This is a genomic window from Borreliella lanei, from assembly GCF_014205895.1.
GTDB lineage: Bacteria > Spirochaetota > Spirochaetia > Borreliales > Borreliaceae > Borreliella > Borreliella lanei.
The window spans coordinates 128,033-152,663 of record NZ_JACHFC010000002.1 but is presented as its reverse complement, the minus strand read 5'-3'; the positions used below and the strand labels follow the sequence as shown (position 1 = coordinate 152,663).

Below are 24,631 nucleotides of genomic sequence, written 5' to 3'. Positions count from 1 at the left end.
ATTGTGAAGCAAATTGTTTTGGATGCAAATTGTTTAGCAGGCGATTTTATTATTGTTGAAGATACAAGTATATATCATCATCTTATTAATGTAAGGCGACTTAAAAGGGGTGATAAGCTAAACATTCTTTTAAAAGATAAGGAATTAAGAGCTTCAGAAATAGTGGAGATTGGTAGTAACTTTATTAAGTTTGCTACCAATAAAATAGATAAAATTGAAAAAAATAATTTTGAGACAAGTATTTTTATTTCTAGCTTAAAGGGTAAAAAAATAGACTTGGTGTTAAGACAGGTTGTTGAGATTGGAGTTTCAGAAATTAATATTATTAATGCGGATCGTTCTGTTTCAAAAATAGATATAAGCAATGCATCTGCCAAAATTTTAAGATTTTCCAAAATAATAGATGAGGCTCTAAAGCAAAGTGGCAATAAAATTGTTCCTAAAATTAATTTTTATAATAATTTTTTTCATTTGCCTTATTCTTTTTGCACTACCAGATATTATGTTGCTCATCCAAGCGGAATGATTTTAAGCAAGAATGAAAGTTTTGACAATTTTAGCAAAATTGGAATTATAATAGGCCCTGAAGGATGCTTTTCGGAGTCAGAAATTGCCTTTTTCAAGGAGAAAGACTTTAATTTTGTAAGGTTTAACACTCCAATTTTACGAGCAGATACGGCTATTATTTATTCACTTGCTTATTTTAAGGCATTATTAGAGGATTATAATGGCTAATTTAAAAGACATATATTCAAAACCAGACAGATTTTATTTTTTAGGTGTGCCCATAGATGTTTTTGATAGTCGCAGCAAGCTTATAAGCAGATTTGTCTATCTTTCAGGGCATCCTTATCATTCAATAGTAATTTTTATTGGGCTTAAAGCTTTTCTAAAGGCTTTGATTTTTAAAAAGTTTAGAAATCACATTAAAAACTCTTCTCTTGTTTTTTTAAATTCTAAGATTGTAAGATTTTTTTGTAAGATTTTTAAAAGAGTTAATATTGACTGTTATGATTTAAATACAGTTCTTCTCATTTTAATGGAAATACTAGAAAATGCCCATAAAACATGTTATATTATTGACAAGGATAAAGTGATTTCAAAGAAAAAATTTTTAAGATTGAAAGAATCTCATAAAGAAATTAGTTTTATTGGGTATTATGATTTAAAAGCTGTAAAGAGAAATAAAGAAATGTTTTTTGCAAATATTAATAAACTTACTCCTAGTGTAATAATAAGCTTTTGTAATGATAGATATCTTGAAAATTTATTTTATGAAAATAAATTTAATATTAGAACCAATTTAAGCGTTTTTTTATGAGCTTTTAAATTTTAACTATCTATATTTTATGAGGTAAGTATGGCATTTTTGCTAAATCAATCAGTAGTTTATCCAATGCATGGTGTAGGTACGATTAAGGATATTAGGACTAAAGAGTTTAATGGTGAGATTATTGATTATTATGAAATACATTTTCCATTTAATGATATGATTTTTATGGTTCCTGTTGCTAAAGTTGACGATTTTGGAATTAGAGCTTTGGTTAGCAGGGAAAAGGTAGAAGAAGTTTTTGATGTTATTAAAGAGTTTGAAGGTCAAATAGATTCAAAAAAAATAAAAGATGGTGGTCATGAATTTTATAAAAAAAGCGATATTTTAGATACAGCAAAGTTATATAAATTTTTATATAAAAAATCTACTCAGAAAGAATTACCTTTTTACGAAAAAAGGATTTTGAATGATTTTGAGTTAATATTGGAGCACGAGATTAGCTTGGCTTTGCAAATTAGCTTTGAAGAGGCTAAGAAGAAGATTAAAAATATTTTGGTCGATAACAAAAAGGCTTAAAGTTTTTTAATTTTCGAGAGGGGGAGGATTTGCTGTGTTTGATTCTTTAAGATTGATCTTTTTAATAATTTTTAGGTTTATCTTAATATTTTGCCTTTTTTCTTTAATGTTTATATGTACATTTTATTTAAAATATAGGTTTTTGTATTTTAATTTTTCTATTTTTAGTTATAGTCTTTATTACAATGCTTATGTTTACTCTTTCCCTTTGTCTCTTGTTTTTACTTTTATGAGAATATCTTGTCCCTTTTATGGGATAGTTTTAAAGTCATCTAGAGAGTCTTTCTATTTTCATTGTATTATCTTTGTTCTTATTTTATTGTTTTCTTATTTAGGATTTTTGGTTAGCAATAGTTTTCATTCTTACTATATTAATAGCAATAAAAATGATAATTTTATTCTTAAAGATGAGGTTGTGCATTTTTTAAATGATGAAATAATATTTTCTAGTAATGGGCCTAGATTTTATGGTTTTAATGGAGTTTTAATCGTTTCAGAGAATGATAAAGGGGATAAAGGTTTTTCTTACCAATCAAATCTTTCTGATTCTAGTAAGATTGATTTTGTTGAGAATAATTTTTTAGAACAAAAGATTTATAATAATTTTGTTGATTTTCTTTTCAGAGATTTAAAAATTTTGAATAATTTTCTACTCTCACTCAATTTTTTAAATTTAATTTTTAATATATTGGGAATTTCTTTATTGTTATTTTCGTTTTGTTATGTTTTTAATCTTATTTTTTCAAATAGTTTTGCAATATTTCTTTATCCTATTTTTATTATACTTTTTTTGAAAATTTATAATGTCTATTCGATTGAGTTTCCTAAGATTTACAATGTAATAATAGGAAAGAGCATGATCTCTGATTTTATTCCTTTTATTTTTTGTGTTTTGACTTTTTTTTCTACCTATTTATTTGGCTTTGTTTCAGAATATATTAAAATCAGCAAAGATTTAGATAATAATTTATATAAGGGTAGTTAATTCTTAAAGCTTATGAAAAGAGAAATATATTCATTTTTGAGCAATTTTATTATTTTTCTGTGTTTTTTTCTAGGTTTGCTCTTTAGTTATTCATATTTTTTTGGAGAAAATTTTTTAGAAAAACATAAATTAATAGCAACTTTTTTTGATTCTATTTTGCTTTTTTATAAGTATTTTTATGGATTTTTTATTTTTATTGTTTGCATTTACTTTGCCTTTTTTGTTCAGCAAGAAATAAAGATTTATTTAAAATCGTATAATGGATATTTATTTTCTAGACTTTATGCATTTTTACTATTATTTTTTATTATAGGGCTCTTTTTTGCTTTTATATTTAATTTAATTTTGCCTTATATAATTTCTCAGAGAAATGAGTATAAGTTTAGTTATGACAGATACAATCTTCTTGAAAATGAGGCAAATGAAATATCTCTTAAAATTAAAAATATAGATATAAGTTTGTCCGAAAATAGATTTTTTTTATCTTCTGATTTGACAGATTCAATGAAGCAAAAGAGAAAACATCTTGAAAATTTGATTAAAATATATGATAAAATGCGAATTATTTATGTAAATAATGAAGAGCTTTTAACAAATTATTATTTAGTGAAATCTGAATATAGTAAAATTCCAAGTTATGACGTTGATTTAGAAAAGGTTAAAAAAACTTTTTCCCAATATCCTTTGCAAAGTCTTAAAAAGCAAGATTTTTTTAATATTGTCAATGAATTTATTTCTCAAAATGATTATTATACGGCTAATTACTTTGCTTATATTGCTTATGTTGCAACAAAAGACAATAATTTTGTTACGCTTTTAAATTTGACTTTAAAGTTTATTAATGAAAACAGAAATTTTGAAAAAGAAAAAATGCAGTTGATTTCTGAAGAAAAACAAAAAAATTTTTTGTTTCTTAATACTGAAAAATTTAAATTAGCTTATTATGGATTTTCAAATCTTCATAAGTTATTGCCCAATGATAATGAAATTTTGAATTATAAAAACAAATCTCTTGAAAAGCTTAGGAAAAGGTATCTTTTTTTTGATGAGATTGAAAAATATTTTGAATATTACGGAATAAACGATGTATTTTTATTACAACCAGATTCTAAGAGGGGTCTTTATGATTATATTTATATGCAAAAAGTTGTCGCCTTTAACAATCATTCTAAAATAATAAAAAATTTTGAACTTATTAGATTTAATAATACAGGGAATGTTATATTGCATATTAAAATTCCATTTGCTACTTTGAAAGGTAATTTTGTGTATCAAAATGTTTTAGATAAAGATAATGAACAGAGCGAAATTACTCTTACCAAAGTCTTTGTATCTACGGATAGTTTTGATACAAATGTTTTAGAGGTTGTCAGAATTAATGAGAATGTAGAAAATTTAGCTTTATTTTCAAATTTTACTGAGTTTGGATTTTTTTTAAAAATTCAAAATTTATCAAGCGCTTTTCATAGGGTTGCTATATTAAATTTGAAATTAATTAATATTTTTTCCTTAAGTTTAGTTTTGCTGATTTCTCCTATTTTACTAGTTTTAATGGGATCGTTTTTTATTTCTTTGTTTTCTAGAATAGAATTTAATTTCAATTCCAAGGCCATGATTTTTCTAATTTCATTAATGATAGCTATTTTCTCAGGAATTATTTGTCTTTTTGTAAATTATTTTCTAATTGTTTTTACCTCTCTTCTTATATATGTTTTTAATAGTGTGTATGTATCTGTAGCTATTCTTTCTGCGTTATTGTTTTTTCTTATTTTTAAAATAATTACTTTAAATTACAAGGAAAGACATATTTAATTTTTATTTTTTTTTAGATTATTAACTTTAGAGAAAAACCACTCATTTATTAGTAAGTTTTCTTTTTCAATTGTTTTTTTGCTTAATACATAAGAATGGCTATTGATTTGGGTTTCGTCAATAATAAAAGGAGATATTCCATCAATTGAATGTTTTATTTTCAAATTTAATTCTTTGTAAGGAGTAAAACCATTGGCAAATCCAAAACATATGTTTGATTGGGATTGATTGTTAAATCCAATTAAGGTTTTTTGGGTTTTTTTATCCAAGATCCAGCTAATAAATTTTTTAGTTAAAGCAGATGTTTCTAAAATACCAATAAAATTTGGGTTCGAGATAACAATTTCATTGTTATTGTTTGTTAAATATGAAAATTTTATTTGTGCCTTTTCTTGTTCACTTAAGCTATTGTAGAAAGTTATATCGCTTAATCCTGCTATTAAAAGAGATTTTTTATTAAGCAATATTTTATTTAGCTTTAGGTAGCCGTATTTATTAAAGAAATCTTTTTGCAAATCCATTTGTTTTGTATTTAAAAATGATGAAAAATATTCTAGCATTTTTAGAATTTGATTCTCATTATAATTTAATTTATTCTTTTCAAAAGAAAATCTCACATTATTTATTTGAGAAATTACGTAAAATAAATTTTCAGAAACATATGGCGATATAAAAAATTTTTTGTCTTTAATGAAATTTTCGTATTCTTCTTTTAAATATTTATTGTTTATGTATTTTTTAATGTTGTATGTATTTTTATAGATTAAAATAGGAATGTCAAAGCTTAATGGAATAATTTTGTAGTTAAATTGTTTGGAAATATGTTTTAAGATGGGATAATCTGGATTATAATTGATTTTTATAGATTTAAAATGGTTGGCAATATTTGTGTTACCAATGTTTTTAGAAATAATTATTTGTGCATTTTCTTTTTCTATTGTTTGCAGATCAATGTTATTTCTAAACTTAATTATAAAATTTAGTTTATTTTCTATATTAAATTGATTTATATAAAATGGTATTGTTTTGTTGTCAGTTAGTACGACGATGTTCTTATTTGTTGAACAGCTAAGGCTAATTAATAAAATTGTTGTTAGTATTAAATTTTTTATTCTCATAAAATTATTCAAGTTTTTTCTTTTATTTTACAATAAATTATGTATAATTTTTATAGTTATATTAATTTCCATGTTTAATTGGAAATAGAGTAAGGCAGCTGAAGAGCTTTTAGGGGGATGATGAATTTGGGTTTATTTGATTTTATACTTTCTATGTTTAGTATTAATAAAGAACTTACTTCTGAGCAAATAAAGCAAAAAAGGCTAAAAGAAGTTAAAGTTAGTTTAAGCAGGGTAAGTAATTTTTTTCATGCTTCAAAAATTCAGGCTTTACCTCAATTTTCTAGATTTCTTTATAATTTTTATAAAATTTTTTCTCCCTTAAGGCCATTTGCACAAAGATATAAAAATTCTAATAAAATTGTACATTTTGTTGTTGAAAAATACTTAAATGAAAATCAGAAGAAGTCTTTAGATTATATTTATTCTTTTTCTGCAAACGATAACATAAATTTTGCTTCAGATCTTCCTAAAAATTTGCATAATAATTTATCTTATTTGTTTAAAAACATAACTCAAGAACAAATTAAATTGATAGATGAAACTTATCAAGCTTTGCATAATTTTTTTGATTTAGTCTTATATCAATATCATTTGGTTCTTAAAAATTTTGACAACTTACTTCCAGAAGATGATTTTGTGTATAGGCCTAGATTCAGTGCTATAGGTTGTGGAGTTATTATAGATGATCTTAAAGATTTGTTAGAATGTATTTCTTGCATTAAGAATATTTCTATTTGGAAAAATCTTTATGACATTATTTTAGAAATTTATGGAAATAAAGAAGATTTTCCTATTAAATCGAATGTCTGGATTAAGATTATTTCTTCTATTTTGGATATAAATAAGAGTAAAGAAATCTTATATCTAATAAGATATGTTAGTGGTGATCCAGATTATTTTCCTATTTCTGTTGGACAAAAACCTAATCCAATAGCAAGAATATTTTTTAATGATCTTACCAAGCATGTTGCCACTGAAATTGAGAAGGTTAAAGTTCTGCAAAAAAATAGCAAATCTAAAATATTAGCCGAACAGCTTTTCCCGGGAATATCTTTTTTAAATTTGGATAATTATAATGAAAAAATGAATGAAAAGATCGTATCTAAAATTATGAGCACCACAGGTTATATTTATTGCGAACTTTTAGTTTATTTGAGAACATATACCATTTATTTTGTTAAAAAAGATCTTAATGATATTATTAATTTACTTATCATTAAAGGACAGTGGAAGCTTATAGAGCTTTCAAGGGAAATGTCTAATGACATGCATGCTTTGATTAATATTTATGCAAGTCTTATTGATTTTGATTCTAATTTGGGAGAGCAAGGTGGTTATGGCAATAGAATAAATGCATTGTTGCATAGAGCTTCTTTGGGGGATAAATCTTCGGAGAAATTATTGTTAAATATAATAGCAGATGTTAATAAAAAGGCGTTTGCTATATCAAGCGAATATTATTCTAAAATATATTCTATTGAGCAGCGTTTACAAGATTGTCTTTCAGACTATTCAAAAGTCTCTTTGGAAAGAGAGTTGATTTATAATTGGAAAGAGCTTGATATGGATCTTGCTAAAAGCTATGGAAACAATTTAAACTTTGGGGGTATAATGAAAAATATTTTGGGTAGTTTGGCTTTATTTTTAAAGTTAATGGATTTATATTTGGAGAAAAAATCATAATTGAAGGAGTGCTAAAATGGCTAGGAAGTGTGAGATAACAGGAAAAAAAACTATATTTGGAAATAATGTTCCAAGGAAGGGGCTTGCCAAGAAAAAAGGTGGAGCTGGACAACATATTGGAGTAAAAACCAAAAGAACCTTTAAGGTTAATTTAATAAATAAAAAATTTTTTATTCCAAGTCTTGGAAGAAGTGTTAATATTAAGGTTTCTGCTAATGCACTAAGAAGTATTTCAAAGATAGGACTTGATGCTTTTTTAAAGAAAAACTGTAAAAGAATAGAAAACTTTTTATAAATTTTAATTTTGACAATTTTATCTTATTAGAATACTGCTTGATATCAAGTATTCTGGAGAGTTAAATGTTGTTTTTGAGTCTGTAAATTCAAAATGTTTAAAAAGGCTTGAAATAGTCATGATTGCATTTATGTTTTCCGGAAATATTTTTTTTGATTTATAGTTTTCTAGTATTAGATTAAGATTAGGCAATTTTTCTTCAAGAAGGATATGCTTTAAATTTTCTTCAAGCTTTAAGGCTTTTTTTATATTTGTAGATTTTGAAATAAAGCAAGATAGCAAAATAAATGAATTTTCTTCTTTGCTTGTAAAGGGTTTTAAAAACTCGCAAAATTTTAGTAAATGTTTATTGCAAGTTTTCCCAAAAATTATTGGAATTATTTTTATATTTTCCTTTATGTTGCTAATGAAATTCAATGTAATTTCAATTTTATGATCATTTTCGATTAATTTATCGTCTATATTAATGAAATTTAAATTTTTTAATAATTTTAATATCTTTAGGTTTACTTCAATATTTTTATTAAAAATTTTCCACACATGGTGATTGGATATATTAATTAAAAAATTGCTTTTTGCTTCAGAGATTATAAATACATTATTAGTTTGATTTGATATTATTTTTTTAAACAAACATTCATTTTTTAAAAAAAACTCATAGCTTCCATAACCTGTTAGGATGGCTTTGTGAGTTTTTTTTTCTTCCAGCTTAAATGATAATCTGCTTGTATTATTTGAATAAAATATGTTTTCAACCAAGGAGTTTCTAGCTTGTTTTATATATTTCGTCCTTTGATTGCATCTTCTACTGTGTTTATTTCCATAAATTCTGTTCCTTTTTCAATATCTCTATTTGGATTGCCAGAAATAATTATTACAGTATCTTTGTCATTAACAACACCCTGTTCTTTTAACATTTTAAGAGAAGTTACTACAAATTCGGTAGTTCTTTTGAAATTATTGTCTACAAGATTAGAATAAACCCCGTAAGATAATGATAATTCTCTTGCCAGTCTCTCGCTATTTGTTGTAATGAATAGTGGAACACTTGCTCTGTAAGTTGCCATTATTCTTGCAGTTTTGCCTCTTAGAGAATCTACAATAATTGCTTTTACTTCCATAAGTTTTGTGGCATCAATTGCACATTTGATAATATAGTTTCTTGTAATGCTTTTATCGTAAAAAAGTTCATCTTTATATAGGGTTCTTTTCCTGTGTCTTTCAACTTTTTTAGCAATGCTTGTCATCATTTTTACAGCTTCGATTGGATATTTTCCGTAGGCAGTTTCTCCGGATAACATAATTGCATCTGTGCCGTTTAAAATAGCGTTAGCTATGTCAGATACTTCTGCTCTAGTAGGTCTTGGATTTTCAATCATTGTATGAAGCATTTGAGTTGCTGTAATCACGGGTATTCCATACTTTATGCAGGTTTGTGTTATTTTAAGTTGAGCAATGGGCACATCTTCTGCAGGAATTTCAACTCCCATATCTCCTCTTGCAACCATTATTCCGTAAGAGGCTTTTACTATTTCTTCAATGTTGTCAATTCCTTCTTGATTTTCTATTTTGGATATAATTTTTACATCAGGATTTCCAGAGGCATTTAAAATTTTTTGAACATCTTGAACGTCTTTGGAATGTCTTACAAACGAATGGGCAATAAAATCGACATTATATTTTGCTGCAAGCTCAATAAATCCTTTGTCTTTTTCGGTTACTGATTGTAGCTTAAGAGAAATTCCAGGGGTGTTAATTGATTTTTTATTTTTAATTTGGCCGTCATTTTTAATTTCACAAATTAGTCGGTCAGGCAATTTGGCAACAACAGTCATTTCAAGCTCTCCGTCATCAATTAGCACTTTAGCTCCTTGGGGCACTTCTTTAACAAAGCCATCATAATTGGTTTGAAAGTTATTAGGCTCATTAATAGGCGAAGTTGAAATAATTACCTTGTCTCCAGTTTTTACAATAATAGGATTTTCAATATTTGCTGTTCTAACCTCTGGTCCTTTTGTATCAATCATTAGGGCTATTTTATTTGAAATTTTTCTAACATTGTTTATTACTTTTATTGTATCTTCGTGTGATTGATGAGCAGTATTTAGTCTTATAACATTTACTCCCGCATCGTATAAATCTTTTATGTGTTCTGGTTCGCATCTAAGATCGGATATTGTTGCCACAATTTTTGTTAACTTTGAAATCATAAAGTTCTTCCTCCACTTTTATAAATTTTATGCTTTTTGTCTTTGAATAACAATATTTTGTAAAAAAATCAAAATTTTACTTTACTATAAGCGGTGTTTAGGTTTGATTTTTTAATTTTTTTATTAGATTTTCATCTAGCTTAATATGTAAATTTTTTTCTGCTTTTGGAATTACAAGGCCTAGCTTTTTGTTTTTAACTCTTCTTAAATTTTTAACTTGAGTGTAGTAAAGATCTGCTTTTCCCGATTTTTTTGCTAATTTTGTGTAAAATACACATAAATTACCAGCAGCCAAAAGGACATCAAGGCTAGGAGTTTTATTTTTTTGATTTTTAATAAAAACATAAGCTCCAGGATAATCTCTTGTATGAAGCCAATAGTCATTTCCTTTAACGCAATGTCTTAAAAGTTCATCGTTTTCTTTTGCGCTTCTTCCAATAAGAATTTCAAATCCACAATGGGTAAAATGCAAGCCTATTTTTGGTGTTTTTTCTTTTTCTTTAATAGCAGTTTTTTCTTGATTATATTCTTCTTCCGGAATGAAATTTTCGACTTTTAACATTGTTATTTTTGATTGAATTAAATTGAATTTATCTAGATTATCTTTTAATTGATTTTGTATGGTTTTAAAAGAATTTTTGCCCTTTTTATATGCTTTAAAATATTGTAAGGCATTTTCTTTTGGTGATAATGATTGGTTTAAGGATATTTTTATTTTTTCTTCTTTATAATTTAAGAGGTTTATTTCTTTAATCCCTTTTTGTATTTTATTAATATTTAATAAAATCAACTCGCCTTTTTCCTTTTCGCTTTCAATGTTTTCAATCAATTTAATTTGTTGTTTTAAAGAGTCTATTCTTTTTTCTAAAGCGATTAGCTCTTTTTGATATTTTTCAATAAGCAATTCTTTTCCATTGGTTTTTTTAATTTGATCATTAAGTGATTCATAGTAATTTTCAAGAAATTCAGAATAAGATGTATAGTTGTTATTATTGTATTCTTCTTTCAGTCCCATGATTTTTTTATCAGACATTTTATTGCTTTCATTTATTTCTTTAGCTTTTAAAAAGATCTCGCCTGTTTTTTCTTTTATTTTTGGTCTTCTGTAATATGCATCTAGTATTTTAAAGTTTGAGTTTGTAGCTATTATATTTGGAGAGGATGGCCACAATTTAATAAATAAGATAATTATTTCCTTTTTTAAAATTTCAAGAGAAATGATTCTTTCATTTTTCATTTGGAAAGCTTTTATAATTTTTCCATTTTGAATTTTTGATTTTAAAAAGTCAGAAAATCTTAATTTTAAACCATTCTTTTTGAAATTTTTTTTCGTTATATGGAATCTTGTAGTGTTTGGATTTAAAGAGATTAGTATTTTAAATTTTTTATTGTCAATTTTATTGTAAATCTCTAAAATCAAACTTTTGTAATCCGGTTGTATTATTTTTGTTATTAAAGAGTTTGTGAAAGGAATTTCTTTAATCAAAGTATTTATTTCAATGTAATTCAAAGACATTGTTATCAAATCCCCATTCTTTAAAGGTGTTTATACCCAAGCTTTAAATTTTTATTTTATGTATTAAACTATTACTATTAATAATAGTTTATTTCCATGATATGTAGTATTATAGAAATAAAGTTTATTGACAATAAATTGTTTAAATGTAGTTTTGTTAATAGCTTAAGCTTAATAATAAGAGTTCATAGAATGATAAAAACAATTCTTTTATTAGTTTTGTACCCTGTTGCTGTGTTTTCTCAAATATCTGCAAATCAATATTTTGAAGGAATTTATGCTAAATATCAAAATATAGAGGATATGCAAGCAACAATTAATTTTACTTTAAAGGGGTTAAAGCAAACAGGTGTTTTGCTTTATAAGTTTCCAGACAAGTTTATTATTAATTTAGATTCAAATAATCAAGTTTTTGTAAGCGATGGTGAATTTTTGACAGTTTATGTTCCATCTCTTGGGACTTCTTTTAATCAGCAATTAGTAAAGGGTAGTAGTGGGGGAGGCCTTATGAAAGTTTTAAATAGCGAGTACAGCGTGTCTTATACCAATTCTCCAAATCTAGAAGATCTAGATTCATCTGAGCCTGGAAAATATATTAAATTAACCTTTTCTAGAAAGCTTTACAAGGGTGCTGCTACTATTAATTCTTTTATTATTGCTTTTGCTCCGGATGGAATAATTAGAAGAATTACTGCTTTTCCTACTAGTGGTGGGCGCGAAATAGTTATTGATTTAACTGCTGTGAAGTTTAATGTTGGAATTCTTGATAGCAAATTTAAATATGATCCTCCAAAGTCTTCGAATAAAGTAGATAATTTTTTATATGATATTAAGAAAAATTAAGGTTTAAATCTATGGAAGAAAATGATTTTATTAAATTTGGGAGTTATTTGAGAAAAATTAGAAATGGTAAAAATTTGACTCTTGAAATGGTAGCTGATGATATTAAAATTTCTGTTAAGTATCTTAAAGCTCTTGAAGATTCTAATATTGAAATTTTTCCAAACGAAGTTTTGGCCGTTGGATTTTTAAGAACTTATAGCGAGTATTTAGACATTGATTCTAGATTAATATCAACACTTTTTAAGGATTATAAAAGTAGACTTAATAATAGTTATATTGGGATTAGATCTGAAGATAAAATTTCAAATTTAGGATTTTTAGGTGACAATAAAGTTCCAGAAAAAAAATTGTTTTTTTTTAGCTTAGAATCTTTAAGTATGTTAAAAATCCTGTTAGGCATTGTTGGTGTTATTTTTTTATTATTTGTGTTTTTTTATTTTAGAGAAGTGGAAGTTTATTTTAAAAAATTTTTCAAGCTTAGTCAGGATGAAAAGATAATTTCAAATATTCATGAAGTGTCTTTTGATAAAAAGAATTTTTGGAATGTTTCTCTTAAAGAGGGAGATTTTTTATCTTTAGCATATGGCGATGATATTGTAAAATATAGAGCATCGTTTATTAGCGACGATTTAGTTATTGTTAATGAGTCTAAAAAAAGTAAAAATATTTTAAATTTAGGAGAGTTTAAAGAGATAAACCTTGATGATAATATTAGAGTCAAAATTATTTATGAAAATTATTATTATGATAAGTTGAAAATAGCTCATGTAAGTTTAGAGTCTTTTGCTTTAAATGTTAAATATGTATCTGAAACTAATATCGACGATAGATTTAATATTTTAAATTGGCAGTTTGATGTTAAGGGAGCTGAAAAATTACCAAGTAGCGATTATCTTACCCTATATTCTTCTCAAAAACTTTCAAATGTTGATTTGAAAATCGATTTTTTAAATGATACGTTTTTTAGATATGCTGATGAAAACAATCTTTATGGCAAGTCTCTTTTTGCATCCAAGGGTATTCCTATTAATTTAGCTTTTGAAAAATCTTTGATACTATTTTTTTCAAGACTTTCTGATGTTAATATTATTCTTAATGACAGGGACATTACTCCTTTTTTAAAAGAGCGGGGAAAAGAGATTTTTGCTGTTCAATTCTTTTGGGTAAAGACCCCTTCAGGGTTTGATCTTAAGGTTTCTGAAGTTTATTAATAATGGATAAAATAAAAAAATTTTTTTCTAGCTTAAATACTTCTCAAGAGAAAATTGTTTTTAGTAAAAGTAAAAATCCAATGCTTGTTTTGGCAGGGCCTGGAAGCGGTAAAACAAGAGTTATAATTGCAAAAATTGTGCATTTAATCAAGCATATGAATATAGATCCTAATGAAATTTTGGCTTTAACTTTTACTAACAAAGCTGCAAATGAAATGAATGATAGGATAAATGATCTTTTAAAATTTGACAAAAAACTTCATATTCAAACTTTTCATTCTTTTGGGTCTTGGCTTTTGAGAGTTTATTATAAGGATTTTGATAAAAATTACGATTCAAATTTTACAATTTGGGATACTAATGATGTTGTTAAATTTGTTAAACAAATTGATCTTGCTCCAAATCTTGAAATGGCAAAACATATTGCAGCTTTGATTTTAAAAGACAAAGAAAATTTTTTCTTAGAAAAATTTATTGAATTTACAGAAAAGGAATATGACTATATCAAAATTTATGAGGAAGAGAAAGCCAAAAATAATGCTTTTGATTTTTCAGATCTTATTATTAAGCCTATTTTAATGCTTAGGCAATCTAAATCTTTAAAAGAATCTATTCAATCTAGATTTAAAGTTATTTTTGTAGATGAATATCAAGATACAAATTATTCACAATTTTTATTTTTGAAAGAACTTTATTTAGATGGTATGTATTTTATGGTTGTGGGAGATGAAGATCAGTCAATTTATTCTTTTAGAGGAGCTAGAATTGAAAATATTCTTGAATTTGAAAAAACTTTCGATAATGTTATTAAATTTTATTTAGTGCAAAATTATCGCTCAAATTCAAATATAGTGGGCATTGCAAATGAGGTTATTTCAAAAAATAAAAATAGGTATGAAAAACAAATAACAACTCAAAATAGTTCTAATAAAAGGATGAAATTTTTAGTTTTTCAAAGCACTTCAGATGAAGCTGAATATTTTTCTAATTTGCTTATTTCCAATGATATTCAGACAGCAATACTTTATAGGTTCAATTCTCAATCTTTTCATTTTGAAACAGCTTTTTTAAAGAAGAATATCCCATACAAGGTTTTAGGATCAATTAAATTTTATGATAGAGAGGAAATAAAGGATATTATTTGTTTGCTTAGGCTTTTTATAAACAAGAAAGATAAAATAGCTTTTTTAAGAATGATAAACAAGCCTTCTAGAGGAATTGGAAAAACTGCTCTAGACAAAATAATTAGTGCTTTAAACGATGATGATGTTAATTTCAATTTGTTTTGTGCAAGTAAAAAAGTTTTGAGTTTGCTTAAAAATAGAGTCAAAGAGTCTCTTTTGTTGTTTTTAAATGTTTATGATGAGCTGGGTAAAAAACTTTTTGAAGATAATTATATTAATTTATCTGCTTTTATTGAGAATGTTGTAATTAAGTTTGGTCTTTTAGATTATTATAAAAAATTTGATAAGGACGAAAAATTAAGGAATATTGAAGAGCTTATTAATAGTGGAATTGAATATTCAGGTACATTTGAAGGTCTTGCTATATTTTTAGAAAATTCTTCGCTTTCTCCTTTAATTTCTGGAGATTTTAAGTCCAATATACTTTTGTCTTCAATTCACGGTGTTAAGGGGCTTGAATTTGATAGGGTTGTGATTTCTGGACTCGAGAAAGGTCTTTTACCGGCTGAAATTGAAGAATTAACAGAAGATAGACTTGAAGAGGAAAGAAGGCTTTTTTATGTTGCAATTACAAGAGCTAAATCAGAGCTTATTATTACCTTAAATTTAAAGCGAGCTTTTAGAGGTTCTTATAAAGGCACTTTGCCTTCCGTTTTTTTTCAAGATATTGACAAAAACTCTTATGACATTGTCTTTATTCCCGAATATTTAAAAGAGAATTTTAATAATTTTTTTATTGATAGCAAAAGGGATATTAGATTTAATATTGGAGACTATATAATTTATAATGGAGAAAAGGGAATAGTTGTTGATAGCTGGTACCAAAGCAACTTACAGTTTGTTAAAATTAGTTTGAGAAATGGGAAGAAAGCTATTTTGAGTCCTGAGTATGTTAAAAAAATTGTTAAAGTTTAGAGGTTTATTTTGAAAGATATACATTTAGAAAATAGTTTAAAATTAAGCTTAGTGACACTTAGTAGAGAGAGTGAAGATAAATTTATTTCAAAATTTGAGAAAGTTATTAGGTTAGTTAATGAAATTTCAAATTTTGAGGTTCAAATTAATTTTAATGCTAATAAGAAAAAGATTTCTACATTACGTGAGGATAAGGTAAGATTTTCTCTTTCTATTGAATCAATTAAAAAGCTTAGTAACTCGTTTTTAGATGGATATTTTTCATCTCCTAAAATATTAGAATAAGGATAATGTATTGGATTTAAGCAATTTAACTTTAACCAAAATTCAAGAATTAGTTTTAACTAAAAAATGTAAAATTTATGATATTTTACTTGCTTATAAAAGTAATTATGAATTAAATAAAGATATCAATGGATATATTGAATTTTTTGATGATTCTTTAGAGATTGCAAAAAGGTATGACGACTGTTTAAAGAATTGTGAATTGGAAGATTTGCCTTTAATTGGCATGCTTATTGCAGTTAAAGATAATATTTCAATTCAAGATAAATCTTTAACTTGTGCTTCTGAAATTTTAAAAGGCTATATTTCTCCTTATGATGCGACTGTGATTAAAAGACTTAAGAATAAAGGGGCAATTTTAATTGGTAGAACCAATATGGATGAATTTGCCATGGGTTCTACCTGTGAATTTTCTTATTATGGTGCAACTTTAAATCCTTTAAATAGAGAATATGTTATAGGTGGTAGTTCTGGGGGCTCTGCAGCTGTAGTTGCAGCTTTTCAAGCACCTTTTTCGCTTGGTAGTGATACTGGAGGTTCTGTCAGGCTTCCTGCATCTTTTTCGGGAATTTTAGGTTTCAAGCCTTCTTATGGAGGTCTTTCTCGCTATGGGCTTGCATCTTATGCTTCGTCTTTTGATCAAATAGGATTTTTTTCTCATTCTATTGAAGATATTGCTTTAATTTTAAAGCATACTTGTGGAGCTGATAAAATGGATTCTACTAGTGTAGATATCTTTGATGATTTTTATCCTTTAAAAATTGAGTCGTTGCAAGGTAAAAATTTAGCTGTAATCAAAGAACTTAGCGAAGATTTAATGGACAAAAATGTTGCAAGTAGTTTTGCCAAATTTAAATTAGATCTTTTGTCAAAAGGTATTAATATAAAAGAAGTTTCAATAGAAGAGATTAATTTTATTTTATCAATTTATTATACAATTTCTCCTGTTGAAGCATCCTCCAATCTTGCTCGTTATACTGGAATTTGTTATGGAAAGAGGATGTCGGAAAGCTTGAGTCTTAATGATTTTTATTTTAAACATAGGAGCAATTTCTTGTCTGAAGAAGTTAAAAGGCGTATTGTTCTTGGAAATTATTTATTGTCAGAAGGTTATGATTCTAAATATTATGCAAAAGCTTGTGAAATTCTTCAAAATTTGATTATTCCTAAATTTAACAAGCTTTTTGAAAGCTGTGATTTTATTATTACCCCAACAAGCTTTGTTAAACCTTTTAGACTTGGTTTGGATTTTGATGATCCTGTTAAAATGTATTATTCAGATATTTGTACTGTGATTGCAAATCTTATTGGAGCTCCTGCTATTTCGCTTCCGTATTCTAAGGATGAGGAAGGATTGTCAATTGGAATGCAAATTATTGGGCGCAGCAAGAAGGATTTTGAACTTTTAAGTTTTTCAAAAAATGTGATTAGGGAATTAGGATTGAATGGAATATAAATTAGTTATTGGATTAGAAATTCATGTTCAACTGGGTTTAAAAACAAAGGCTTTTTGTGGATGTAAGAATGAGTTTGGAGGAGTGCCCAATTCTCGTGTTTGCCCAATTTGTCTTGGGCTGCCTGGTTCATTACCAAGTGTGAATGTAGAGCTTATTAATAGCGCAATTTTAGCAGGGCATGCTACAAATTCAAAGATTAGAAATGTTGTTAAATTTGATAGAAAGCATTATTATTATCCAGATTTGCCAAAAGGATATCAAATTTCGCAAAATGATAAGCCGATTTGTGAGGGGGGAAGCTTATTAATTGAAACCCCTTCTGGTCCCAAAAGGATTAACATTATTAGAATTCATATGGAAGAAGATTCTGGCAAGAGTCTACATTTGTTAGATAGTGAAAATCAAAGTTATATTGATTTTAATCGTTCGGGTGCTCCTTTGCTTGAGATTGTTTCTGCTCCAGATATTAGTAGTGGGGATGAGGCAGTTGCTTTTTTAACTTCTTTAAGAGAAATTTTTAGGTATCTTGATTTGTCAGAATGCAATATGGAAAATGGTTCTTTTAGATGTGATGTAAATGTTAATTTAATTGTTAAAGAGAGTGGTGTTGAGCATAAAACTCCTATAGCTGAAATAAAGAATTTAAATTCTTTTAAATCTATTAAAGCTGCCATTGAATATGAAGAATTAAGGCAGCAACAGGAGTGGGTTCAATTTAGGAAAACCCTTGATAGTTGTGGTAAGCACACTAGAGGATTTGATGATAAGAGTGGAGTAACAGTGATTCAAAGAAACAAAGAGACAGTATCTGATTATCGTTATTTTCAAGAACCTGATCTGTCTTTAATAGAGATTGATGATTCTTATATTGATAATATTAAAAATTTGAAGTTAATTGAACTTCCATTTGATGCAAGAGTTAGGCTTAAAGGTCAATATGGGCTAAGTGATTTTGATGTTATTACTTTAACAGCAGATAAGCACCTGCTTAGATATTTCGAAGAGGCTGTTATTAATGCAAGCGATCCTAAAAAAGTAGCCAATTGGATATTGTCCGAAGTTTTAAGCGTTCTTAATGATAAAGGGATTAGTGTTCTTGAATTTAATTTGCTTCCAAGCTATATTACAGAGCTTGTAGAATTTATTGTTGTTGGCAAAATAAGTAGTAAAATGGCAAAAAGAGTATTTTCAGAGATGATAGCCAGAGGAGTTTCTGCTTCTGTTGTTATAAGTGAAAATCAATTAGAACAAATAAGTGATAAGTTTGTTATTAAGCAGATTGTGCTTGAAGTTTTAGATGAAAATCCCAAATCAATTGAACTTTACAAAAAGGGTAAAGATCATGCTATTAAATTTATGATGGGGCAAATAATGAAAAAATCTTCAGGAAAGATTAATCCTAGACTTGCAAATGAAATTCTTTTAGAAAGTTTGTCAAATGTATGATTTGTCCTTAATAGACAACTTGCCAGTAATTAAAAGGGCAAGATTTTTTTATCTTTATGATATTCATGGTAAGAGATATTTAGATTTATATTTAAATGGTGGAAAAAATTTTTTAGGTTATAGGGTTCAAGGTTTAAATCGCCTTTTTAAGCAAACTATGTCAAGGGGTTTGATATCTCCTTATCCTTCTGTTTTTAAAAATCAGTTTATTAATTTGGTATTTACTTTTTTTAAAGAAGCTGGATCTGTTTATATTTTTAAGCTAGAAAAAGATGCAAAAGAATTTTTATTATCTTTAACTGGTAAGAATAAATTTTTTATGCCTTGGGAAAAAGAAGAAGGAATATATGAGTTTAAAGTAGGATTTAGTAATATTAAATATCCTATGATTTTCAATATTCCTTTGCCCGATTTTATGTCTGTTAGCATTGTTGTTATGGATAACCTTTCTAGAAAAATAGAATTTAAAGATAATTTTGATGCTGTAACTTTATCTTTAGCTAGACATACATTAAGCAAACTTTTATTTTATAGAAAAAATATTGATATTGATTTTAATTCTTTTGCCACATCTTTATTTAGACTAACTGATAGGTATATGTTTCCTCTTTATGATGCTTGTTATCATGCTGAAATTTTTAATGAATTTCTCAAATTTGGGTATTTAATTAGCCCAAATTTTAGCATTCCGTCTATTGTTCCTTTGAAGTTTTCTAAAGGAGATCTGGATAATTTCAAAAAAATTTGTTTTTCTCTTAAAAATAAGTTTATTGATGGGCTTGACAGTGAACCTTACAAATAATACAATGAATGAGATTTATGCATAAAATTATAGTAAGGGTAATGCGCTATTATGAATAAAATAACGAATAATGTTACGATTTGGATCAAGCCAAAGACTGTTGAGAAAAAATGGTATGTAATTGATGCAGCAGATAGAATTTTAGGTAAAGTTGCTGTGGATGTTGTTAAAATTTTAAGAGGCAAACATAAAGCTTATTACACTCCCCACCAAGATTTAGGTGACAATGTTATTATTATTAATGCTTCTAAGGTTAGGCTGACGGGGAAAAAATATCAACAAAAACTTTATTATAGGCATTCAAGATATCCGGGGGGTCTTTATTCTGACACTTTTAGAACATTGTCAGAGAGAAAGCCTTGTGCACCTCTTGAGATTGCTATTAAGGGCATGTTGCCAAAAGGTCCTTTGGGGCGCAATCTTTTTAGGAATTTAAAAGTCTTTTCTGGTTCGGAGCATACTCTTAAGGCTCAAAATCCTATAAAGCTGGAAGCTAATTTAAGAGGGGCAAAATGAAAAAATCAAATTTTAGCAATGTTAATTTATCAATGGGAACTGGTAGGAGGAAATCTTCTGTTGCTAGAGTTTACATTAGAGAGGGTAGTGGCAATATCAAAGTAAATAATAGAGACTTTGACTCTTACATCCAACTTGAAAATTTAAGAACAATGGCTTTATCGCCTTTGGTTTTGACAAATACACTTGGGAAATATGATCTTTATATTAATGTTTATGGGGGAGGGATTTCAGGTCAATCAGGAGCAATAAGGCACGGCATTTCAAGAGCTCTTTTTGAGCTTGATGAATCTAATAAGATGATTTTGAGATCTAATGGGTTTTTAACAAGAGATTCAAGGAAGGTTGAACGTAAAAAATTTGGGCAGAAAAAAGCACGAAAAAGTTTTCAATTTTCCAAAAGATAATTTTACTTTTTTATACATTTTACATTTCATTTAAATAAATCAAATCCCTGTAAAAGGGATTTGATTTATTTTTGTTTAATAGAATAAAAGACGCTTTTACCGTGATATTCAGCAGTTGTTTCTAATTCTTCTTCTATTCGTATGAGCTGATTATATTTTGCTATTCTGTCTGTTCTTGAGAGTGAACCAGTTTTGATTTGTCCTGTTCCAAGAGCTACTACAAGATCAGCTATTGTTGTATCTTCTGTTTCTCCTGATCTGTGGGAGACTATTGCTGTGTAACCTGCTTTTTTAGCCATTTCCACAGCTTCAAATGTTTCTGTTAGTGTTCCAATTTGATTGACCTTAATAAGGATTGAATTAGCAACTCCCATTTCAATTCCTTTTTTAAGAAACGAAGTATTTGTTACAAACAGATCATCTCCAACAAGTTGTATTTTGTTTCCAATTTTGTCTGTAAGCTTTTTCCATCCATCCCAATCTTCTTCAGCCATTCCATCTTCAATTGAAATAATTGGATATTTTTCTACCCACTTTGCCCAATATTCAACCATTTGTTCGGAAGTAAGCTCTTCTTTTGTTGACCATTTAAGTACATATTTTTTTGTTTTTGGATCATAAAGCTCAGATGTTGCTGGATCAAGAGCTATTGCAATATCTTTTCCAGGCTCATATCCTGCCTTTTTTATTGCCTCTATGATCACTTCGCAAGCTTCTTCATTTGATTTTAAATTTGGAGCAAATCCTCCTTCATCTCCAACAGAAGTTGCATACCCTTTGCCACTTAGAATGCTCTTTAGCGTATGAAAAACCTCTGCTGCCATTCTTATTGCTTCGCTGAATGTTTTTGCTCCTACTGGCATTATCATGAACTCCTGAAAGTCAACAGAGTTGTCAGAGTGTGCACCACCATTAATAATATTACACATAGGTGTAGGCAAAATGTTGGCCTTGTACGCTCCAAGATATTGATAAGGCTTAAGTCCAAGGTACTTTGCAGCAGCTTTAGCTGTAGCCATTGAAACTGCTAGGATTGCATTAGCACCAAGCTTTTCTTTTGTAGGGGTTCCATCAAGTTCAAGCATTTTTCTGTCGATTGCAACTTGATTTAAGGCGTTCATACCTTCAAGTTCTGGGGCAATTATGTTTTTTATATTTTCAATTGCCTTTAAAACTCCTTTTCCCATATACACAGACCTATCACCATCTCTAAGCTCAACAGCCTCGTTAATTCCTGTTGATGCACCTGATGGTACGGCAGCTCTTCCGCAAGTTCCGTCTTCTAAAATGACATCAGCTTCAACTGTTGGATTCCCTCTAGAATCAATAATTTGTCTGGCTTTGATTTCATAAATATGAAAACCCATTTTTTGTACTCCTCGTATTATTTACTTTAATGTATGTTTTTAGTATAATGTTAAAAAGTTTAAATGTGTAGTATTTTGCCAAAAGAATTATTATTGTGAGCTTTGTGTATAATCTATGAAAGAAAGGTGTTTATATATATTGGTTTTTGTAGCTTTATGTGTTAACAATCTTTTTTCAGATGATTATTTGATTTATGATTTTGATTTAAGTTTAAATGAATTTCTAGAAGTTTCAACAAGAAAAGACAATCTTAATCCCATGGTTGATTCCAATCGTATATTGTTGTTTTACCCTCCCAATAAAGAAATTAGAAAAATTTTTGCCGCTTTTGACTTTGATCACTATTCTAAGAAATATTTATTCAAAAAAAATGAGCATGGAGTTTTTTTTGTTAAAGTTAATATTCCTCATGGCACAAGCAGTATAAAATATAGACTTATTGTAGACGGTGTTTGGACTAATGATGAGTATAATAAAAATGTAGTTTATAATGAGGATTTAATTCCATTTTCTAAAATTGAGGTTGCTAAAGAGAAGTCCAGCTATATTTCTTTGAGGAATCCAATACAATCATATGATAACAATGAAATTGAAATTTTTTATATAGGTCGTCCTGGGCAAATAGTTACAATAGCTGGTAGTTTTAATAATTTTAATCCTTTTTTAAATAGGCTTGTTGAAAAAGAGGACAATAAGGGGATTTATACTATTAAGCTTAAAAATTTACCCAAGGATAGAATTTATTATTATTTTGTCGACTCTGGTAACAAAGTAATAGATAAAAATAATGTTAATAGAATTAATTTATACTTTGTTGAGGGAATTGATAATAAAATAGATTTCGAAGTCTCCTATTTTGACCATAAATAAGCTTTTAAATTATTTATTCATCTCATCAAAAAGGTATTTAGATACAAAGTGATCTTTTTCTACTTCTTCGAGTTTTGGGTGTACTTGGGTTGATAAATGAATTTTTCTAATGTTTGCTAGAGTTTGTTCGTCTAGTTTTATAGTTTTATTTTTTCTTTTTTCGGGGTTGATTTCAGGAATTGATGCTATTAGCATTTTAGTATATGGATGAATTGGATTTGAAAATAGCGTTTCTCTAGGTGCAAGTTCTAGGATAACTCCGAGATACATTACAGCAATTTTATCACTCATATATTTTACTACAGCAAGGTCGTGAGAAATAAATAGATAAGACAAATTGAATTCTTTTTGCAGATTTTTTAGTAGATTTAAAATTTGGGCTCTGATTGATACATCAAGAGCAGAAACGGCTTCGTCTAAAAGTAAAAGCTTGGGATTTAAAGCTAGTGCTCTAGCAATTCCTATTCTTTGTCTTTGTCCTCCTGAAAATTCATGAGGATATCTGGTTAACATACTTTTATGTAGTCCGACAATATCTGTTAGTTCGTTTACTCTTCGTTCTATTTCTTGTTTTGTTTTTGGAAGAATTTTGTTTTCATTGTATATTTCTAGCGGTTCTGCTATTATTTCTTTTATTGTCATTCTTGGATCAAGAGAAGTATGAGGGTCTTGAAATACCATTTGCATATCTTTTTTTGTTTTTAAGAGTTCTTTTTTTGAAAGTTTAGTTATGTTTTTCCCGTTAAAGTAGATATTTCCAGAAGTTGGCGTGTAAAGCTGCATTATTGAGCGGAGAGTAGTAGATTTGCCGCAGCCAGATTCTCCTACTAGTCCTAAAGTTTTATTTTTTTCAACTTCAAAGCTAACATTGTTTACCGCAGTTACTTTTTGTTTATTTTTCCAAAATAAAAAATCTTCTCCTGTTGTGAATGTTTGCATTAAATTTTCTACTTTAAGAATTATTTCTTTTTTACTGCTCATTTAAAACTCCTCGGCACTGGTTTTTGTGATCTTGATAGGGTTTTCTTTTATTGAATAAAGTTTTTTATTTGGATCGTGTTCTAGCGTAAGAATTGATTTTAAAAGCCCAATAGTGTAAGGGTGTTTAGGATTATTAAATATTTCCTCTACTGTTCCTTCTTCTACAATTTTTCCTTGATACATGACAGATACCGTATCACAAATTTCAGCAACAACTGCAAGATCATGAGTTATAAATATGGTAGAAGTATTGAATTTTTTAGATAGGTTTTTGATTAATAATAATATTTGTTCTTGGATTGTAACGTCAAGGGCCGTTGTCGGTTCATCTGCTATAAGTAAGGATGGATGACAGCTAAGAGCCATGGCAATCATAACTCTTTGTCTCATTCCTCCTGAAAATTGATGTGGGAAATGTTTTATTCTCTCTTCTGCGTTTACAACCCCAACAGTTTTTAGCATTTCTATTGCTTTTTCTTTGGCTTCTTTTTTCCCTAATCCTTGGTGCAAGATTATTGTTTCTTCAAGTTGAGTTGATATTCTTAAAAATGGGTTTAATGAAGTCATTGGGTCTTGGAATATCATTGATATTTTATTCCCTCTGATTTTTAAAAGTTCTTTTTCGCTAAGTTTTAGCAGATCTTGATTTTCAAATAGTATTTCTCCACTTTTGTATACTGTTGTAAGTTCTGGTAATAATTTTAAAATAGCCATACTTGTTACGGATTTTCCACTTCCAGATTCTCCAACAATAGCTCTAATTTCTCCTCTTTTTACAGATAGGTTAACATTGCTTACGGGATGGATTGTTGTATGTTTTAATTTAAATTCAACTGTTAAATTTTTTATTTCCAATATATTTTCTTTTTCCATTC

The 24,631-nt window shown here is 27.6% G+C and carries 24 protein-coding genes; 17 read left to right on the top strand and 7 right to left on the bottom strand.

The features are described 5' to 3' along the window. Positions 1–3 precede the first annotated feature (3 nt). The 5 genes from HNQ06_RS02920 to HNQ06_RS02900 are packed head-to-tail and all read left to right on the top strand — an operon-like array spanning position 4 to position 4,646. A complete protein-coding gene (locus tag HNQ06_RS02920) occupies positions 4–735 on the top strand; it encodes a 16S rRNA (uracil(1498)-N(3))-methyltransferase (protein WP_184107456.1) in 732 nt (243 codons plus the stop codon). Continuing rightward, positions 728–1,321: a hypothetical protein gene (locus tag HNQ06_RS02915; RefSeq protein ID WP_184107455.1), complete on the top strand. Its 594-nt coding sequence runs from the start codon at positions 728–730 to the stop codon at positions 1,319–1,321. Before HNQ06_RS02920 ends, HNQ06_RS02915 begins: the two co-directional genes overlap by 8 nt. A gap of 39 nt (positions 1,322–1,360) precedes the next feature. Next, positions 1,361–1,849, top strand: a complete 489-nt coding sequence (locus HNQ06_RS02910) for a CarD family transcriptional regulator (RefSeq protein ID WP_002656642.1) — start codon at positions 1,361–1,363, stop codon at positions 1,847–1,849. Positions 1,850–1,883: 34 nt separating this feature from the next. Beyond that, entirely contained in the window at positions 1,884–2,834 is a 951-nt protein-coding gene (locus tag HNQ06_RS02905) for a hypothetical protein (protein WP_184107454.1), read from the top strand. Between the two features lie 12 nt (positions 2,835–2,846). Next, positions 2,847–4,646, top strand: a complete 1,800-nt coding sequence (locus HNQ06_RS02900; RefSeq protein ID WP_184107453.1) for a hypothetical protein — start codon at positions 2,847–2,849, stop codon at positions 4,644–4,646. Here HNQ06_RS02900 and HNQ06_RS02895 read toward each other — a convergent pair. Next, positions 4,643–5,776, bottom strand: a complete 1,134-nt coding sequence (locus HNQ06_RS02895; protein WP_184107452.1) for a hypothetical protein — start codon at positions 5,774–5,776, stop codon at positions 4,643–4,645. The genes HNQ06_RS02900 and HNQ06_RS02895 overlap by 4 nt on opposite strands. A gap of 108 nt (positions 5,777–5,884) precedes the next feature. Between HNQ06_RS02895 and HNQ06_RS02890 the strand changes: the two genes are divergently transcribed. Both HNQ06_RS02890 and rpmB read left to right on the top strand, forming a co-directional pair. Next, on the top strand, positions 5,885–7,450 hold the full coding sequence (locus HNQ06_RS02890) for a hypothetical protein (RefSeq protein ID WP_184107451.1): 1,566 nt from the start codon (positions 5,885–5,887) through the stop codon (positions 7,448–7,450). A 16-nt stretch (positions 7,451–7,466) separates the two neighbouring features. After that, the gene (gene rpmB, locus HNQ06_RS02885; RefSeq protein ID WP_184107450.1) at positions 7,467–7,745 is read left to right on the top strand and encodes a 50S ribosomal protein L28; all 279 of its coding nucleotides are present in this window, start codon (positions 7,467–7,469) and stop codon (positions 7,743–7,745) included. 18 nt (positions 7,746–7,763) lie between these two features. On the opposite strand, the gene amrB is transcribed toward rpmB, so the two are convergent. The 3 genes from amrB to HNQ06_RS02870 all read right to left on the bottom strand — a co-directional run bounded on the left by amrB (position 7,764) and on the right by HNQ06_RS02870 (position 11,471). After that, positions 7,764–8,504, bottom strand: a complete 741-nt coding sequence (gene amrB, locus HNQ06_RS02880; RefSeq protein ID WP_184107449.1) for an AmmeMemoRadiSam system protein B — start codon at positions 8,502–8,504, stop codon at positions 7,764–7,766. A gap of 17 nt (positions 8,505–8,521) precedes the next feature. After that, a complete protein-coding gene (gene pyk, locus HNQ06_RS02875) occupies positions 8,522–9,955 on the bottom strand; it encodes a pyruvate kinase (RefSeq protein ID WP_184107448.1) in 1,434 nt (477 codons plus the stop codon). Between the two features lie 97 nt (positions 9,956–10,052). Then, entirely contained in the window at positions 10,053–11,471 is a 1,419-nt protein-coding gene (locus HNQ06_RS02870; protein WP_184107447.1) for an NFACT RNA binding domain-containing protein, read from the bottom strand. 192 nt (positions 11,472–11,663) lie between these two features. On the opposite strand from HNQ06_RS02870, the gene HNQ06_RS02865 reads away from it, so the two are divergent. The 9 genes from HNQ06_RS02865 to rpsI are packed head-to-tail and all read left to right on the top strand — an operon-like array spanning position 11,664 to position 20,537. Further along, a complete protein-coding gene (locus tag HNQ06_RS02865; protein WP_184107446.1) occupies positions 11,664–12,314 on the top strand; it encodes a LolA family protein in 651 nt (216 codons plus the stop codon). Positions 12,315–12,325: 11 nt separating this feature from the next. After that, on the top strand, positions 12,326–13,525 hold the full coding sequence (locus tag HNQ06_RS02860) for a BB_0345 family helix-turn-helix protein (protein ID WP_184107445.1): 1,200 nt from the start codon (positions 12,326–12,328) through the stop codon (positions 13,523–13,525). Between the two features lie 2 nt (positions 13,526–13,527). Further along, on the top strand, positions 13,528–15,624 hold the full coding sequence (locus HNQ06_RS02855) for an ATP-dependent helicase (protein ID WP_184107444.1): 2,097 nt from the start codon (positions 13,528–13,530) through the stop codon (positions 15,622–15,624). A gap of 9 nt (positions 15,625–15,633) precedes the next feature. Then, positions 15,634–15,909 carry an Asp-tRNA(Asn)/Glu-tRNA(Gln) amidotransferase subunit GatC gene (gatC, locus tag HNQ06_RS02850; RefSeq protein WP_184107443.1) on the top strand — a complete coding sequence of 92 codons (276 nt, stop codon included), beginning with the start codon at positions 15,634–15,636 and terminating at the stop codon, positions 15,907–15,909. Between the two features lie 10 nt (positions 15,910–15,919). Further along, complete coding sequence (gene gatA / locus HNQ06_RS02845; RefSeq protein WP_184107442.1) at positions 15,920–17,365, top strand: Asp-tRNA(Asn)/Glu-tRNA(Gln) amidotransferase subunit GatA; 1,446 nt, start codon at positions 15,920–15,922, stop codon at positions 17,363–17,365. Continuing rightward, positions 17,355–18,812, top strand: coding sequence for an Asp-tRNA(Asn)/Glu-tRNA(Gln) amidotransferase subunit GatB (gene gatB / locus HNQ06_RS02840; RefSeq protein ID WP_184107441.1), 1,458 nt, complete (start codon positions 17,355–17,357; stop codon positions 18,810–18,812). The genes gatA and gatB overlap by 11 nt, the downstream gene beginning before the upstream one ends. Then, positions 18,805–19,614, top strand: a complete 810-nt coding sequence (locus tag HNQ06_RS02835) for a hypothetical protein (protein WP_184107440.1) — start codon at positions 18,805–18,807, stop codon at positions 19,612–19,614. The genes gatB and HNQ06_RS02835 overlap by 8 nt, the downstream gene beginning before the upstream one ends. A 51-nt stretch (positions 19,615–19,665) precedes the next feature. Next, the gene (rplM, locus tag HNQ06_RS02830) at positions 19,666–20,130 is read left to right on the top strand and encodes a 50S ribosomal protein L13 (RefSeq protein WP_184107439.1); all 465 of its coding nucleotides are present in this window, start codon (positions 19,666–19,668) and stop codon (positions 20,128–20,130) included. Next, on the top strand, positions 20,127–20,537 hold the full coding sequence (gene rpsI, locus HNQ06_RS02825) for a 30S ribosomal protein S9 (RefSeq protein ID WP_004790427.1): 411 nt from the start codon (positions 20,127–20,129) through the stop codon (positions 20,535–20,537). The genes rplM and rpsI overlap by 4 nt, the downstream gene beginning before the upstream one ends. Before the next feature lie 65 nt (positions 20,538–20,602). Here rpsI and eno read toward each other — a convergent pair whose 3' ends face one another. Then, a complete protein-coding gene (gene eno / locus HNQ06_RS02820; RefSeq protein WP_184107438.1) occupies positions 20,603–21,904 on the bottom strand; it encodes a phosphopyruvate hydratase in 1,302 nt (433 codons plus the stop codon). 139 nt (positions 21,905–22,043) lie between these two features. Between eno and HNQ06_RS02815 the strand changes: the two genes are divergently transcribed. Next, positions 22,044–22,775 (top strand): early set domain-containing protein, encoded by a 732-nt coding sequence (locus HNQ06_RS02815; RefSeq protein WP_184107514.1) that lies wholly within the window; start codon positions 22,044–22,046, stop codon positions 22,773–22,775. Between the two features lie 9 nt (positions 22,776–22,784). On the opposite strand, the gene HNQ06_RS02810 is transcribed toward HNQ06_RS02815, so the two are convergent. Both HNQ06_RS02810 and HNQ06_RS02805 read right to left on the bottom strand, forming a co-directional pair. Further along, positions 22,785–23,756 carry an ATP-binding cassette domain-containing protein gene (locus tag HNQ06_RS02810; RefSeq protein WP_184107437.1) on the bottom strand — a complete coding sequence of 324 codons (972 nt, stop codon included), beginning with the start codon at positions 23,754–23,756 and terminating at the stop codon, positions 22,785–22,787. Continuing rightward, positions 23,757–24,629, bottom strand: coding sequence for an ABC transporter ATP-binding protein (locus tag HNQ06_RS02805; protein WP_184107436.1), 873 nt, complete (start codon positions 24,627–24,629; stop codon positions 23,757–23,759). Positions 24,630–24,631 lie beyond the last annotated feature (2 nt).